We start from the raw sequence: 13,798 nt of genomic DNA, 5'->3' as shown, positions 1-13,798 counted from the left end.
GCGTCAGATCAGCAGCAACCGATCAGCAGCAACCGTGGTCGCCGTGGCGGGTACCGCTGTCGGCGGCCACCGGCGAACCGCTGGTCTCACCGCGCAGGCTGGCAGCATGGTGTTCGCTGATCACCTTGGACACGCAGGCGGTGACCTTCTTGCCCATCGGGATATGCAGGAATTCATTCGGACCGTGTGCATTGGAATGCGGGCCGAGCACGCCGGTGATCATGAACTGCGCACCCGGGAACTTCTCGCCCAGCATGCCCATGAACGGGATCGAGCCGCCTTCACCCATGTACATCGCCGGCTTGCCGAAGAAGGTCTGGCTGGCATCGTCGATCGCCTGGGTCAGCCACGACGACATCGCCGGCGCATTCCAGCCGCTGGACGCCTTTTCCAGATCCAGGGTCACTTCCGCGCCGTTCGGCGGATCGCTCAGCAAGGCTTCCTGCAACAGCTCGCCGCAGCGCTTGCCATCGGCGGTCGGCGGCAGGCGCAGCGACAGCTTCACCGCGGTATGCGGGCGCAGGACGTTGCCCGCCGATTCCAGCGTCGGCATGCCGCCGATACCGGTCACCGACAGCGCCGGACGCCAGGTGCGGTTGAGCACCAGTTCGGTCAGGTCGTCGTTCATCGGCTTCAGCCCATCGACCAGCGGGAATTTGTCGAAGATGGCGGTGTCCACGACGTCGGCAGCGCGCTTGGCCTGCTCCAGGCGCTCGGCGGGGATCTCCACCTGCATGCCGTCGATCAGGATGCGGCCGGTGTCCTGGTCTTCGATGCGCGACAACAACTGGCGCAGCAAGCGGAAGCTGGACGGCACAACGCCGGAGGCATCGCCGGAGTGCACGCCTTCGTTGAGCACCTTCACCGAGAAGTTGCCGCCGGTCAGGCCACGCAGCGAGGTGGTGCACCACAGCTGGTCATAGTTGGCGCAGCCCGAATCCAGGCAGACCACCAGCGACGGCTTGCCGATGCGGTCAGCCAGATGGTCCACGTAAGCGGGCAGGTCGTAGCTGCCCGACTCTTCGCAGGCTTCGATCAGGATCACGCAACGGGCATGCGGCAGGCCTTGGGCCTGCAGCGCCAGCACGGCGGCCAGCGAGCCGAAGATCGCGTAGCCATCGTCAGCGCCGCCGCGACCGTATAGCTTGTCGTCGCGCAGTACCGGGATCCACGGACCCAGATCATCATCCCAGCCGGTCATTTCCGGCTGCTTGTCCAGATGGCCGTAAAGCAGGATGGTGTCATCGCCGGTCTCGCTGCCACTGGCCGGGATCTCCAGGAACAGCAGGGGCGTACGGCCTTCCAGGCGCACCACGTCGACCTTCAGGCCGGGGATGTCCTGCGCGCGGGCCCAGGTTTCCATCAGGACAACGGCCTGCTCCATGTAGCCGTTCTGCACCCAGTTGGCGTCGAACATCGGCGACTTGTTGGGGATGCGGATGTAGTCCACCAATTGCGGGACGATTTCGTCATCCCACTTCTTGTCGACATAGTGGCCGAGCTTGGCGCTGTCCATCAGGAACTCCGGTTGTAAATGACTGATCCGCCCATTCTACGCTGGCCGCGATGGGGCGACCGCGGGGCCCGGTGGAGCGGACGCGGTGAGGGCGGCCGTTACCGACCCTGCTGTCCACGGGCGCACGTAGCGCCATGACGGGGCCTCACGCGCCGGCCTTTGTCGTGACTGGCCTGTCAGCTGGCGCTCAAGGGGGTAGGGGTTTTCCTACACGACGTCGGGTATTTAGCTGGCTGTTAGAAATGTCAGTGGACGATAGGCTGTGCACATGTGGTGACGGACACTGTTTCGAACCGACGGGAAGACGGTCGGAGCGGGTCCGGATCACAAGGAGAACAACGTCGTGCCTTGGTGGATCGTGTCAAGGGCACTGTTGCTGGGACTGTGGATCGGTCAGGCCTTCGCGGCCGAGCGGATCGACATCAACCTCGCAGATGCCACTGCACTGCAGCAGGGATTGACGATGGTGGGGCCCAGCCGGGCCGCCGCGATCGTCGAGCACAGGCAGCAGCACGGGCCTTTTCATCGCGTCGAGGACCTGACGCAGGTGAAAGGCATAGGGAAAGGAATCGTCGAACGGAATCGACAGCGGATCACCCTCGGTGACAGGACGTCATCGGTGGATCCGGTACCCGGAGCGGTACCGGTGCGCTCCGTACCCAGGCGATGACACAAGGGGATTGTCGCGATCCACAGGACGTGGATCAGGGCCGGTCACGGGACGTGACGGCAGCGACCGGCGCAGGGAGGCGTCAACTGCACCAGGAGGGTGGCATCACAGACCTGTGGAAGGGGCTGGGATAGACAACCAGGGATGATCGCGACCTCCGTGCACGGAGCACGCTGCCCCCATCGCAGGATGCGCGGGGCGGCAGGAGGTCGACACGGATGTGACAGTTGCCCGGTACGACACATGGTGTGTCGCCGGGCAATCTTTTTTCCGGCGACCGGACACGATAGCGTGGAGTCCCCACGCCCTGGATGACGTTACCGATGCGACTGCTGCGTTGTTCCCTGATGTTCGCCAGCGCCGTCGCGTTGGCCGTTCCTGCGACGACCTTCGCGCAGAAGCCGGCACCGGCACCGGTCGAGGCCACGGTCCGCGGGCCCACCGATCTGAAGCCGGGCGAGTATCTCTGGCACCCCGAGATTTCACCGTCCGGCCCCATCGTGCTGGTGGTCAGCCTGGATGAGCAGCGGGCGTATGTGTACCGCAATGGCATCGCCATCGGCGTCAGCACGGTCAGTTCGGGCAAGACAGGCCACGAGACCCCGACCGGGGTCTTCACCATCCTGCAGAAAGACAAGGACCACCGGTCCAATCTGTACAACAGCGCGCCGATGCCCTACATGCAGCGGCTGACCTGGGATGGGATCGCGCTGCACGGCGGGGCGCTGCCCGGGCATCCGGCGTCGCACGGCTGTGTCCGGCTGCCTCAGGCCTTCGCGCAGAAGCTGTTCAGCGCGACCCAGCGCGGCGATACCGTGGTGGTCGCCGATGCCAAGAGCTCGCCGATGACACTGGCCTATCCCGCGGTGCTGGCCCCGGTCAGCAGCCGTGGCGTGGCCTTGCCCGAAGTGTCCACCACCGACGCGACGGGCGCGTACTGGAACGACGCCGCGGCGCCGGTCGGCCAGGTCGGCGTATTGGTCAGCCTGCACGATCAGCGCGTCTACGTGCTGCGCGACGGTGTGCTGATCGGTGAATCGCCGCTGGAGGCGTCCGCCTTGCCCGCGTTTGCCGGCACCACGTTGTTCGTGATGGGCGAAGGGTTCACCGATACCCCCAGTCCGTTGGACAACCACCAGCGCCTGCACCGCTGGACGGCCTATCCGTTGCTGGGCCAAGCGGCGGCAGACGCCTCGCCGGACCTGTTGGCGACGCCGTCGCTGCCGATGGCCCTCCCCGCGGATTTTGCCCGCCACCTCTACGCGGCGCTGGTTCCGGGCACCACGTTGCTGGTGACCTCGTTGCCGGCGGTGCGCCCAAGCGCGGCTGAACCGGGCATGCAGCCGGTGTTGGAATCCGAGCCGGTCGGGTCCACCCTGTAACGTCTGTGTTCGATAGCGCCCCACTGCTCTGATGAATCCGCCACGCCGTCACTGGCTGGCTGCCGTCGGCCTGTTGTCGGCCTGCGTCATGCCTGCCTACGCCCAGTCCCGGCCATCGCCGGGCGCCAGTGCTGACCTCGGCGCTATCCTGGCCCGGGTAGCGCCCAATGCCGACCGCAAGGTGCTGCAACTGGCGGCCAGCGCAATGCGCTGTGCGCTGCGCCGGCCGGAACTGGGGGTGGTGCCGGACCGCTTGGGCGTGATCGACTACTCGCGACCGTCCACCCAGCAACGCTTGTGGGTGTTCGATCTGCGGCGCCAGCGGCTGTTGTTCGAGGAATGGGTGGCACATGGACGCAACAGCGGTGCCGACCGTACCGAGCACTTCTCGAACCGGGAAGGGAGTTTCATGTCCAGCATCGGGGCCTTCACCGCACAGGAAACGTATGTCGGCGGCAACGGCTACTCGCTGCGGCTGGACGGCTTGGAGCCGGGCTTCAATGACCACGCACGCGAGCGTGCCATCGTCATCCACGGCGCGCCCTATGTGAATCCGACGATGGCGCGGATGCAGGGCCGTCTCGGCCGCAGCCTCGGCTGTCCGGCAGTACGGCTGAAAGTCGCCAAGCCACTGATCGATGCATTGAGCGGCGGCACGATGGTGTTCGCGTATTACCCGGACCAGGACTGGCTGAAGCGCTCCCAGCTGCTGGACGCCGATTGCGGCGGCGCGCTGGCCCAGCGGTAGAGCCGACTTCAGTCGGCTGCTCCGGCATCCGAGGCATAAGCAGCCGACTGAAGTCGGCTCTACCGTGTTTGCTCCTGCGTCTGGTGCAAAAGCAGGCGAGGGTAGAGCCGACTTCAGTCGGCTGCTCCTGCGCCTGGCGGGCTGCTTTGTCATCCCGCGGGCAAGCAGCCGACTGAAGTCGGCTCTACCGTTGGCTCTACCGCTTCTGGCTTAGGACACGGCACACTATCGGGATGGACATCGCCACCACGCTGCAGCATCCCACCCAGGTCATCCACAGCGTCGACTATCGTCGCGAACGCTGGCGCAATGGATTGGGGTGGACGCGGGAAATCCTGCGCTTGCCGGCAACCGGCGACGACTGGGCGCTGCGCCTGTCGATCGCGGAGATCGAACGCGACGCTGCATTCTCGACCTTCCCGGGCGTGGAGCGCGAGCTGGTGCTGCTGCACGGCAATGGGGTCCGCCTGCGCTTCGACGATGGTCGCGTGCAGGAGGTGCTGCCTCCGCATGGACGGGTGCGGTTTGCCGGCGAGGACGCGTTGCACGGCGAGCTGGTCGACGGCGTCACCCACGATTTCAACCTGATGTGGCGACGCGGCCTGCTGGCTGCGGAGGTACTGCACCGTCCCATCGTGGGGCCGATGTATTTCTTCACCGAGCCCACGGTCGCGTGGGCCATCCACCTGCTTGCCGGCCAGGCGGCTTTCGACGCGGATGGTGGTTTGCCCCCGATGCAGCAGGGCGATACGGCGTGGTTGGCGGCAGGTGAGCGCACGCGGTACGCGTTGCACGGCGGTGGCGAGCTGCTGGCGATCCGGGTATCGGGATAGTCCGTCGCGCTGCGTCAGTACACGTCGCGTCGGTAACGCCCGGCGACCACCAGGGCGTCCTTGCGTTCTGCCCCCACCACTTCTTCAATCACCGCGTCCACGGCCGGCGCCATGCCCTGCAGGCTGCCGCAGACCAGGATCGTTGCGCCGTCGTCCACCCATCGCCGCAGAAGCGGCGCTTCTGCCTGCAAGCGGTGCTGCACGTACCGGTGCGGCGCGCCATCACGGCTGAATACCGCGTCCAACCGCTCGAGCATGCCGCGCTGCTGCATCTGCTCCAGCTCTGTGCGGAAGTGGAAATCGTGGGCGGCACTGCGTTCACCGAACAGCAGCCAGTTGCGGCTGGCACCTGCGGCGTCGCGCTCGCGCAGGTGCGCACGCAGGCCGGCAATACCCGTGCCGTTGCCGATCAGGATCAACGGGACGTCTGCGGCAACGCCATGGAAATTCGGATTGCGGCGTACCCGCAGGTCGATCGTGTCCCCCAGCTGCGCGATGTCGCACAACCAGCCGCTGCCGATGCCCGGGGTGCCGTCGTCGCGCACCTGGCGGCGCAGCACCAGGTCGACGGCGTCCTCGTGCGCGGCCGAGGCAATGGAATACTCGCGGTGCGGCAATGGCTGCAGGAGGGAAAGCAGGGTCGGCAGATCACCGCCTGCGGTCACGCCGGGCAGGTGCGAGCGGGACAGGTGCTGGTGCAGGGTCTGGCCGTCATCCAGCCGCGCGTCCCCGTCCAGCGCGTGCGACCGCAGCCAGGCATCAACCACTGCAGGTGCATGCCGTGGCCCGATCTCGGCGATGTCCCCGGCCTGCCAGCGGACGTCGGCCTGGTCGACAGGAGGCCGCAGGCGCAGCCAGTGCACCGGCCCGCCCACGCTGCCGGGATTCAGACGTTCGCGTTGCACCAGCGTCCATGGCTGGTAGTCGATGGCGGTCCAGTCGGGTTGTTCGGTGGGTGCACCCCCCAGCTGGCCGAGCAGCTGTTGCCAATGGCGCAGGCTGGCTGGATCGGCATTGTTCACTTCGACGGTATCGAACATCGCGCGTGCACCGTGCCGGCGCAGCCAGCCATCCAATTGATGGCCGAACGCGCAGTAGTGGTCATAGCTGCGATCCCCCAGCGCGAGCACGCCGTACTGCAGGTGCGCGAGGCTCGGCATGGGCTGGTCCATGTGCTGCAGAAAGGGCGCGGCGTGATCCGGCGGATCACCCTCGCCGGTAGTGCTGGCAACGAACAACACCCGATCGCTTTGCGCTAGCAACGTGGCATCCAGCGCTTCGATGCTGCGCAGGCGGACGGCAAGCCCGGCACTGCGCAGGGCATCGGCCGTGCGTTCGGCCAACTGCAGGGCAAAGCCGGTCTGGCTGGCCCACACGACCAGCACGGGCCGTTGGCTGGGGTCCACGCGCTCGATGCGCGGGCGCGTACGCCACCACAGCACGCCACACAGGCCGACGTAGGCCAGCAGGCTGGTGACGGCCCATAGCCAGTCACGCGGGCGCGGGGCAACCTGCCACCCGCTGTCGTCCACGTGCAGGCGCAGCAGCAGGGCGGCGATCAGCAGCAACGCGCCGATCACCAGCACATTGCCGAGCAGCGCACGCGACGGACGCAGGTTCATGGCAGCAAGGCTTCAAATGCCGGGGACAGCTCTTCGCGTGGACCGTCCGCACTGCGTTCAAGGAAACGCGCGGCCAGGTGCAGGCGCGTGGCGAGGGCCAGTCCGGCATCCACGCCCAGCACCGTCAGCGCGGTGGCCCACGCGTCGGCGAGCATGGCTGTCGGGGCGACCACGGTGACCGCTGCGGTCGCGCGGCGTACGGGCTGGCCGCTGCGTGGGTCGACACTGTGGCTGATGTGCTCGCCATCGTACTGGTACTGGTGCCAGCGATCGCCAGAGGTCGCTACGGCCTGATCCCTCAGCGCCAGCACGCGGGGCGGCGTGGGCGTGGTCGCGTCCTCGTCCGGTGCGGATTCCACCAGCACGCGCCACGGCGTGCGGTCCGGCTTGCTGCCGTAGCCATGCAGCTCGCCGCCCACCTCGACCAGCGCCGCTTCGATGTCCTGCGTGCGCAGCCAACGCACGACCTCATCCACGCCGAAACCTTTCGCGATTGCGGACAGGTCCAGCTCCAGCCCACCGGGTTGCAGCAGCGCGTCGTCGTTCCACTGCACCTGCTGCCAGCCGCAGCGTGCGCGGGTGGCGGCCAGTGCGCGATCATCCGGGCGGCCGCGCGGCGCAGCGTGCGCACCGAATCCCCACAACGCAACCAAGGGGCCGATCGTGGGGTCGAATGCACCGTCGCTGGCCCGGGCGATGTCGCAGGCGCAGTCCACGACCGTGCGTGTCTGCGGGGGCATGCGGTGCCACGTGTCCGCTGCCGCCCGATTGAAGCGACTCACATCGGAACCGGTCTCCCACGTGCTCATCTGTGCCACGACGCGGTCCAGCCGGGACTGGATGCCGGCATGCAGCGCGTGCAGGTCACGGGTTCCGGGCACGACCAGCGAAGCGCTCCAGGTGGTGCCCATGGTGGTGCCGCCGAGGCGGGCTGTATCGAGGCGGGAAGCGGTCATCGGGATCGGTGTACGTGTTTCCGGTAGCGCCGGGCGGTGCCCGGCAACCCATTCTGCAGTGACGGTGCGTGGCCGTCACCCACCGGTATCGACGTTACTGGGGCAGCACTTCCAGCGTGGCCACGTAGCTCAGGCGGCGCTTCTGTGCCTGCTTCACCGAGGTCTTGTTGTCTTCGGTGCCGGTTTCCAGCCAGTACATGCCGGCCTCCGGCCAGGTCACCTTGATCTCGCCCTTGGCGTCGCTGGTGACCTTGATCTCATCCTGGGCATTCCGGTAACGCGTGGCGCCGCGGACGATCTCGAACTCCAGGCCAGCGCTCGGCTTGCCGTCAACCAGCACGCGGAACGTGGCCTCTTCACCGGCGAACAGATCGTTGGGATGGCCTGCGGCAATCAGCTCAATGCCCTTGTTGGTCGGCTTCAGCGCCGTGGCATTGGGTGCGCCGTTGGTGACGAAGGTTTCCACGCGGCCCACCGACTGGGAGACCTGCAGGTTCTTCGCCTCCTTCGGCAGCTCGGCGAACGTCGCCGCGTTGCCGCGCCAGCGCTTGCGTTCGCCGTTCAGTTCATAGGTGGCGAACAGGCCATCGTTGACCGAGGCGATGCGGTAGGTGCCGGCCTGCTTCAGTTCGACGTCGAACACGCTGCGGAACTTGCCGGTGGCGCCATTCTGCGGCGCTGCGGTGCTGCCATCCGGCGCGGTCACGACCACCGATTCCACGCGGATCGGCACATGGTTGAAGTAGAACAGATCGTTGGACACCGCAGCGTCCACGGTGATCCACGGGTCGGTACCGGCGATGACGGTCTGCGACGGCAGCAGCCATGCCTTGTGGGCAAGGGCAGAGAAGGGAAGGGCGGCGGCCAGGGCGGCGGCGAGAACGAGCGTGCGCTTCATGGGCGTGTGACTCCGGAAGAAGAAAAAGTGCGGTAGGGGTCGGGCCCAGTTGCTACGCGAACGGGACCGACCGCAGGACGTAAGGGATCAGGGCTTCACGGCCAGCGTGACCTTGCCCAGTTCGGTGCTGCCCTGGGCCGAGCCGGCCTGCGCGGTTTTCGCCGGCCAGGTGAACGGCACTTTGACCAGCTCGCGGCCGCCGACTTCGCGCACTGCCTCCACCACCAGGGTGTAGTTGCCCGGTGCCAGCTGCTTCAACGCCGGTTGGCTGTCCTTGAACGAGAGCGCATGCGTGCCGACCGGGCGGGTCGGGCCGGTCACACCGTCCACGGGAACCTCCAACGTGCGCCCGCTCTTGCGCCACCACTGGCGCAGGTCCGGCAACCACTTGGTGCCATGGCCTTCGCTGTTGCCGGTCTGCTGGTACCACACCGACAGGTTGGCGGCGACCTTCTGGTCGGCCCCTTCCAGCCACACTGCCACGTAAGGCCGGTGGTATTCGGCAACGTTGAGCTTGGGCACCTCGACGGTGATGTCCAGGGTGGTTGCGTAGGCCGGCGAGGTGGCCAGCAGGCCACTGAGGGCGATGGTGAGGGTGACGCGCATGGGCGGCTCCAGCAGGGAGGGGACGGAAAGGTCAGTGGATCAACAGCAGGGCGATCAGCAACGGAATCAGCAGGCCCAGGCCCACCAGCGGCCAGGTCATGCGCCGCTGCCGCGCATGCAGGTGCAGCAGGAACAGGCCGGTGATGCAGAACACCAGGCAGGCAACGGCGAATAGATCCAGGAACCAGCCCCAGGCAGGGCCCGCGTTGCGGCCCTTGTGCAGGTCGTTGAGGTAGGACACCGCGCCGCGCGAGGTGGATTCGAATTCCACCGCGCCGCTTTCACGGTCGATGCTCAGCCACGCATCGCCACCGGGACGCGGCAGTGACAGGTAGATTTCTTCCGGCGACCACTCCGCGGCGCGGCCGCCGATGGAGGTGCCCAGCTCGCCATCCAGCCACTGGCGTACTGCGCGCGGCACCGGTGCGTTGCCCTCTTCGCGGTCGCCGAGCTGGTCCAGCACCGCGGGAGGCAGAGCCAGCTGACGATGCTGGACGTCCGGAGTCGCCTCGATCTTCGCCGCGTGGTTCAACGTGATGCCGGTGATCGCGAACAGCAGCATGCCGATCAGGCAGACCGCCGAGCTGATCCAGTGCCATTGATGCAGCGTCCGCAGCCAGAAACCGCGGCTCTGCTGCTGTTGCACGGAGGTAGAGACGGAACGGCTCACGCGGAAGGGTAGGGCTCAAGGAGACGGGGCATTACAGCATTGATGAGAATAGTTCGCAATTAGCCGGGAGTGACGGCCAGTGGCCGTCACACCCGGGTCGTCAGAACGAGAAGTTCAGGCTCACCCAGACGCTGCGGGCCTTGTCCTTGTTGTTGTAGTCGTCTTCGAACAGCACCTCGTTGGTGCCGTCCGCGAATGCGCCGTCGCCGTCCAGGTCGTTGAAGGTGGCCTGGTAGGTAGTGAAGTCGCGGTCCAGCAGATTGTTGATGCGGGCGTTGACCGTCAGCCACTGCGTTGCCTCGAACGAGGCGCCCAGATGCAAAACGGTGTAGTCCTTGTAGTACTGCGGCTGTCCGCTGAGGGTGCTGACGCCCCGGTACCGCTTGGAGCGCATCTCGCCGGTCAGGAACACGTTGAAACGCTCGCTAGCCTGCCAGTCGAAGGTGGCGTTGGCCATGTGCTTGGCACTCAGGCCCAGCGGCAGGCCTTTTTCCGCACCGCTCTTCTGTTCGCTGTCGGTGTAGGTGTAGTTGGCGCGCAACGCGAAGCGCTCGCTGATCGCCCAACGGCCCGCCACTTCCACGCCCTGGATGACCACCTCATCGATGTTCACCGTGCGGTTGCTGTTGGCATAGCCGAGCTCGCCGAACTCACCGGTGCTGCTGCACGCCAGCGTCAGCGCCGGGCCGCACGGCTGGTTGGCGATCTTGTCGTCGAATTTATTGTGGAACACCGTGGCGTTGGCGCTGTGGCCTGCGGGATGCTGCCAGTACACCGCCAGTTCGGCGCTGGTGCTGGTTTCCGGCTGCAGATCCGGATTGCCATACAGCGGCGTGGTGCCCTGGCCGCCGAAGCCGGTGACGCCGTCATACAGCTGGGTGGTCTTGGGCGTCTTGAAGCCGGTACTGACGCCGCCCTTCATGGTCCAGGCGTCGTTGAACGTATAGACGCCGTACACGCGCGGGCTGAGGTGGTTGCCGAACACTTCGTGGTCATCGAAGCGCAGGCCGTAGGTCAGCGCGAATGGCGCGGTGATGTTCCAGGTGTCTTCGGCGAACACCGAATACATGTTGTGGTCCTGGGTCTGCCCGGGATTGCCGGTTTCCATGCCGAACACACCGTCGGTGAGCTCACCGCGGATGACCTGCGCACCGACCACGGCGATGTGCTCGCCCGCGGCCTGGAACGGGATGTCCAGCTTGGCATCCAGGGTGTATTGCGCGCTCTCCAGCGTGCGCTTCGGGCGTGGCAGGAAGGTGGCTTCGGCCGTTGCGCGGCGCTGTGCCTCTGTCTGCCCGGCGTAGGCGCCGGTGGCGTTGAGCATCTGCAGCAGCTGGCGGCGTTCGTCGACGGTGAACGGCATCGTGCGGCCATCGTTGTTGGTGGCGACGTGGGCCAGTGACACCAGGCTGCGGCCGAAACTCCAGTCGCCTTCGTGGGTAAGCGCCCACGCATCACGGGTGAACTCCTGGCTGGCGCTGTAGCCCACTCGCGGATCGGCGCGCACACAATTGCGGCGGGTGATGCAGGTGGTGGTGTTGCCGCGCCAGATGGAGGCGATGCCGTCCACCGTGCCGACCGGGTATTCCTCGACGCCGGCGTCGTTGATCTTGACCGAGTTGTCGTACTCCTGGCGCGAAGTGTCGAAATCCAGCGTGACGCGCTGCGCGTCGGAGACGTTCCACTCCAGACTGACACCGCCCGCCTTGTTGGTGTTGTCCACCGTCTTGCCGCCTGCGCCGAAGCCCAGCGGACGCGTGTGCTGGACGCCGGCCGGATCGGTGGACGGCGAGTACACCGGATTGGATGCCTTGCGGTCGTACCAGCTGGCGCGTGCGCTGAGGTTGAGCACGCCGGGCACCAGCGGTCCGGTGAGGAACGCGTCGACCGTGGTGTCATCGCCGAACTGGTCATCGGTTTCGAACGTGCGACCGACGGTGGCCGAGCCGTGCCAGCTGTCCAGGTTGCGCTTGGTGATCACATTGATCACGCCACCCATCGCATCGGCACCGTACAGGGTCGAGGCCGGGCCGCGGATCACTTCGATGCGTTCGATCGCATCCAGCGGCGGGATGTGGTTGAACTGGTTGCCACCGAAGTTGTTCGGGTAGATGTCGCCGTGGTTGTTCTGGCGCCGACCGTTGATCAGCAGCAGGGTGTAATCCGAGCCCATGCCGCGCATCGAGACGCTGCCTTGGCCCGTCTTGTCGCGCGTCTCGCCCACGTCCACACCTTCCAGGTCACGCACGGCATCCAGCAGCGTCATGTAGGGACGCTTGGCCAGTTCTTCGCGGGTGATGACCGAGATGCTGGCCGGTGCATCGGTGATCTTCTGCTCGAAACCGGATGCGGTGACGACCACCTGGTCGAGGGTGCGCGGCGCGGCGACGTCGGCCAAGGCCGGCGCAGCAAGTGCGTACAGCAGGGCGCTGGACAGAACGGTACGGGAAACGGACGAACGCAGACGATGGCGCTGGGCCATGGCGGTAACCTCGAGAAGATGCAGGAAGGCGCCGCACCGGTGCGCAGGGCATGCGGTGCAGGACGGGACAGCCCGATGCGGGCGGCGGGTAACGGACGCAGGTACGGCATCAACGCGTTCGCCTGAGCGGCGGACGCGGAAGGTGGATCAGGCCAGCGGAGGCGCCTGCCCACGTTGCTGGCGTCGGCCCGGGGCGTCGGCACGGCGCGGCTGCGCACTGGCGTGGCGCCAGTCGCGGGAATCGGCGGGCACTGCGATGGCCGCCGCAATCAATACCGTCCAGTCGCGCAGGCAGCCCGCTTCAGTTGCGGGCGTCGGCGCGGAGCGGGGTGCCTCGGCCGCCAGCGCAGCGCGACGCAGTTTCGCCGGCGCCGACTCGTGCAGCGGCAGTTCGCCACCGCCGCGTTCTTCCACCGGCATCTGCAGCAGGGCCGATGGCACGTCAACCACGCTTTCGTGCGACACCACCGCCAGCGACCCCAGCAACAGCGCCAGCATCGCCACCCACGCCAGCAGGCTGGCCAGCGCAGGACGCTGGCCGCGCATGGCGGTACCGAGTTGATGGTGGCGGTGCGGATGACGCAAGCAGGTAGACCCCGATAGGGCAGCCGACGGATGCCGGCGTGCACGGGGCGTGATTGTAGTGAGAGTCGTTCGCCGTTGCAAATGAGAACGATTATTGAAGTGGCGGATCCGAGGGGTTGCCGCCTACACCTCGCTCCACCGCCGCAACAGGTTGTGATACACCCCGCTCAACTGCAGCACCGCGACCGAATCGGCTTGGCTTTGCCGCAGCCGCTCGATGGAGGTATCCATCTCCCACAGCAAACGCCGCTGCGCATCGTCGCGGATCATGCTCTGCACCCAGAAAAACGACGCCGTGCGTTCGCCACGGCTGACCGGATTCACCTGGTGCAGGCTGCTGGACGGATAGAGGATGAGATCGCCTGCGGGCAGCTTCACCTCGTGCTCGCCGTAGGTGTCGCTGATGACCAGTTCGCCGCCGTCGTAGTCGTCCGGGTCGGACAGGAACAGCGTGCACGACACGTCGGAACGCAGATAGCCGCCGGCATCGTTGGCCATCACCGCACCGTCTACGTGGAACCCGTAGTGGCCGCCGCCGTGGTAACGGTTGAAGCGGGGTGGCAGGATCTTCAACGGCAACGCGGCCGCGAAGAACAGCGGATTGCGCTGCAGCGCGGCCAGTACGATGGTGCCCAGCGCCGCCTTCAACGGCGAGCTGTCGGGCAACTGCTGGTTGTGCTTCACCGGCGCGCCCTGCCGTCCCACGGTTTCGCGGCCGTCGGTCCAGTCGGCCGACCGCAGGCGACCCTGCAGGTCGGCCAGTTCTTCAGCAGTGAGCACGTCGGGGATGTGCAGCAGCATGGAAGTGCTCCAGTGGGGCAGGGCGCGGG

General features: G+C 66.7%; 13 protein-coding genes. 4 read left to right on the top strand and 9 right to left on the bottom strand.

The window, feature by feature from the left end; translation table 11 throughout:
* Positions 1-22: 22 nt before the first annotated feature.
* Complete coding sequence (locus tag IFT58_RS03890) at positions 23-1,516, bottom strand: M20 family metallopeptidase (RefSeq protein WP_192081485.1); 1,494 nt, start codon at positions 1,514-1,516, stop codon at positions 23-25.
* 343 nt (positions 1,517-1,859) lie between these two features.
* On the opposite strand from IFT58_RS03890, the gene IFT58_RS03885 reads away from it, so the two are divergent.
* The 4 genes from IFT58_RS03885 to IFT58_RS03870 all read left to right on the top strand — a co-directional run bounded on the left by IFT58_RS03885 (position 1,860) and on the right by IFT58_RS03870 (position 5,149).
* Positions 1,860-2,186 (top strand): helix-hairpin-helix domain-containing protein, encoded by a 327-nt coding sequence (locus tag IFT58_RS03885; RefSeq protein ID WP_188326406.1) that lies wholly within the window; start codon positions 1,860-1,862, stop codon positions 2,184-2,186.
* A 323-nt stretch (positions 2,187-2,509) separates the two neighbouring features.
* A complete protein-coding gene (locus IFT58_RS03880; protein ID WP_192093970.1) occupies positions 2,510-3,568 on the top strand; it encodes a L,D-transpeptidase in 1,059 nt (352 codons plus the stop codon).
* 88 nt (positions 3,569-3,656) lie between these two features.
* Positions 3,657-4,316, top strand: a complete 660-nt coding sequence (locus IFT58_RS03875) for a murein L,D-transpeptidase catalytic domain family protein (protein ID WP_223203037.1) — start codon at positions 3,657-3,659, stop codon at positions 4,314-4,316.
* A gap of 233 nt (positions 4,317-4,549) precedes the next feature.
* Positions 4,550-5,149 (top strand): HutD family protein, encoded by a 600-nt coding sequence (locus IFT58_RS03870; protein ID WP_192093969.1) that lies wholly within the window; start codon positions 4,550-4,552, stop codon positions 5,147-5,149.
* 14 nt (positions 5,150-5,163) lie between these two features.
* Here the strand turns inward: IFT58_RS03870 and IFT58_RS03865 are convergent, their stop codons facing one another.
* From IFT58_RS03865 to IFT58_RS03830, 8 genes are all read right to left on the bottom strand, one after another.
* Positions 5,164-6,771 (bottom strand): flavodoxin domain-containing protein, encoded by a 1,608-nt coding sequence (locus IFT58_RS03865; RefSeq protein WP_192093968.1) that lies wholly within the window; start codon positions 6,769-6,771, stop codon positions 5,164-5,166.
* Positions 6,768-7,727 carry an FAD:protein FMN transferase gene (locus tag IFT58_RS03860; RefSeq protein WP_192093967.1) on the bottom strand — a complete coding sequence of 320 codons (960 nt, stop codon included), beginning with the start codon at positions 7,725-7,727 and terminating at the stop codon, positions 6,768-6,770. The genes IFT58_RS03865 and IFT58_RS03860 overlap by 4 nt, the downstream gene beginning before the upstream one ends.
* Positions 7,728-7,821: 94 nt before the next feature.
* Positions 7,822-8,625 (bottom strand): DUF4198 domain-containing protein, encoded by an 804-nt coding sequence (locus tag IFT58_RS03855; protein WP_192081479.1) that lies wholly within the window; start codon positions 8,623-8,625, stop codon positions 7,822-7,824.
* A gap of 87 nt (positions 8,626-8,712) precedes the next feature.
* Positions 8,713-9,231 carry a DUF2271 domain-containing protein gene (locus IFT58_RS03850; protein ID WP_188326413.1) on the bottom strand — a complete coding sequence of 173 codons (519 nt, stop codon included), beginning with the start codon at positions 9,229-9,231 and terminating at the stop codon, positions 8,713-8,715.
* 31 nt (positions 9,232-9,262) lie between these two features.
* Positions 9,263-9,901 carry a PepSY-associated TM helix domain-containing protein gene (locus tag IFT58_RS03845; RefSeq protein WP_192093966.1) on the bottom strand — a complete coding sequence of 213 codons (639 nt, stop codon included), beginning with the start codon at positions 9,899-9,901 and terminating at the stop codon, positions 9,263-9,265.
* 100 nt (positions 9,902-10,001) lie between these two features.
* A complete protein-coding gene (locus IFT58_RS03840) occupies positions 10,002-12,383 on the bottom strand; it encodes a TonB-dependent receptor (RefSeq protein ID WP_192093965.1) in 2,382 nt (793 codons plus the stop codon).
* Between the two features lie 147 nt (positions 12,384-12,530).
* Positions 12,531-12,929 carry a hypothetical protein gene (locus IFT58_RS03835; RefSeq protein WP_192093964.1) on the bottom strand — a complete coding sequence of 133 codons (399 nt, stop codon included), beginning with the start codon at positions 12,927-12,929 and terminating at the stop codon, positions 12,531-12,533.
* Positions 12,930-13,091: 162 nt separating this feature from the next.
* Positions 13,092-13,769, bottom strand: a complete 678-nt coding sequence (locus IFT58_RS03830; RefSeq protein ID WP_192093963.1) for a Fe2+-dependent dioxygenase — start codon at positions 13,767-13,769, stop codon at positions 13,092-13,094.
* Between the last annotated feature and the right edge of the window lie 29 nt (positions 13,770-13,798).

Origin of the sequence: Stenotrophomonas sp. CFBP 13718 (genome assembly GCF_014842145.1) — a bacterium.
Lineage (GTDB): Bacteria > Pseudomonadota > Gammaproteobacteria > Xanthomonadales > Xanthomonadaceae > Stenotrophomonas.
The sequence above is the reverse complement of the archived record's forward strand: the minus strand, read 5'-3'. Positions and strand labels throughout refer to the sequence as shown.

What these genes read in the sequence shown, in the direction of transcription:
- IFT58_RS03890 (WP_192081485.1), bottom strand. Translation starts at nt 1,516, where the DNA reads ATGGACAGCGCCAAGCTCGGCCACTATGTCGACAAGAAGTGGGATGAC.
- IFT58_RS03880 (WP_192093970.1), top strand. Translation starts at nt 2,510, where the DNA reads ATGCGACTGCTGCGTTGTTCCCTGATGTTCGCCAGCGCCGTCGCGTTG.
- IFT58_RS03875 (WP_223203037.1), top strand. Translation starts at nt 3,657, where the DNA reads ATGCCTGCCTACGCCCAGTCCCGGCCATCGCCGGGCGCCAGTGCTGAC.
- IFT58_RS03870 (WP_192093969.1), top strand. Translation starts at nt 4,550, where the DNA reads ATGGACATCGCCACCACGCTGCAGCATCCCACCCAGGTCATCCACAGC.
- IFT58_RS03865 (WP_192093968.1), bottom strand. Translation starts at nt 6,771, where the DNA reads ATGAACCTGCGTCCGTCGCGTGCGCTGCTCGGCAATGTGCTGGTGATC.
- IFT58_RS03860 (WP_192093967.1), bottom strand. Translation starts at nt 7,727, where the DNA reads ATGACCGCTTCCCGCCTCGATACAGCCCGCCTCGGCGGCACCACCATG.
- IFT58_RS03855 (WP_192081479.1), bottom strand. Translation starts at nt 8,625, where the DNA reads ATGAAGCGCACGCTCGTTCTCGCCGCCGCCCTGGCCGCCGCCCTTCCC.
- IFT58_RS03850 (WP_188326413.1), bottom strand. Translation starts at nt 9,231, where the DNA reads ATGCGCGTCACCCTCACCATCGCCCTCAGTGGCCTGCTGGCCACCTCG.
- IFT58_RS03840 (WP_192093965.1), bottom strand. Translation starts at nt 12,383, where the DNA reads ATGGCCCAGCGCCATCGTCTGCGTTCGTCCGTTTCCCGTACCGTTCTG.
- IFT58_RS03835 (WP_192093964.1), bottom strand. Translation starts at nt 12,929, where the DNA reads ATGCGCGGCCAGCGTCCTGCGCTGGCCAGCCTGCTGGCGTGGGTGGCG.
- IFT58_RS03830 (WP_192093963.1), bottom strand. Translation starts at nt 13,769, where the DNA reads ATGCTGCTGCACATCCCCGACGTGCTCACTGCTGAAGAACTGGCCGAC.